Here is a 319-nt window from a genome sequence, read left to right as displayed (position 1 = left end):
CCGCTTCTTTTTATTCAGTAATAGTTGTCGTTTTAGCAGGAATATTAAACTTATCATCGAGTAGTCGAGCATTGATAACTACCTTATTAATAGGAGTACTGGCATTGGCTGTATAGACAACACGCGCCTCACCTCTACTATTCGTCACCGCTGTTGCAGCCGATAATCGACCTGCTGATGAGTCCGCCGAACGACTAAAGACTACCGTCTGACCTTCTACAGGTACATCGTTTTTATCTTTGACTGTCGCTACCACTTCGGTGCTGCCACCAGGAGTGATAACCGACTTCACTGCTTGAAATAGTAATTTATCAGGCGT

General features: G+C 44.2%; 1 protein-coding gene. It reads right to left on the bottom strand.

Going from position 1 to position 319, the window contains the following annotated elements; genetic code table 11:
- Window positions 1-10 precede the first annotated feature (10 nt).
- Window positions 11-319, bottom strand: a 309-nt coding sequence (locus BTV99_RS13040) for an Ig-like domain-containing protein (RefSeq protein ID WP_178377995.1), incomplete at its 5' end; no start/stop codon positions are given.

Origin of the sequence: Psychrobacter sp. Rd 27.2 (genome assembly GCF_001921755.1) — a bacterium.
Taxonomy (GTDB): Bacteria; Pseudomonadota; Gammaproteobacteria; order Pseudomonadales; family Moraxellaceae; genus Psychrobacter; species Psychrobacter celer.
This window is presented reverse-complemented; position numbering and strand designations above follow the sequence as displayed.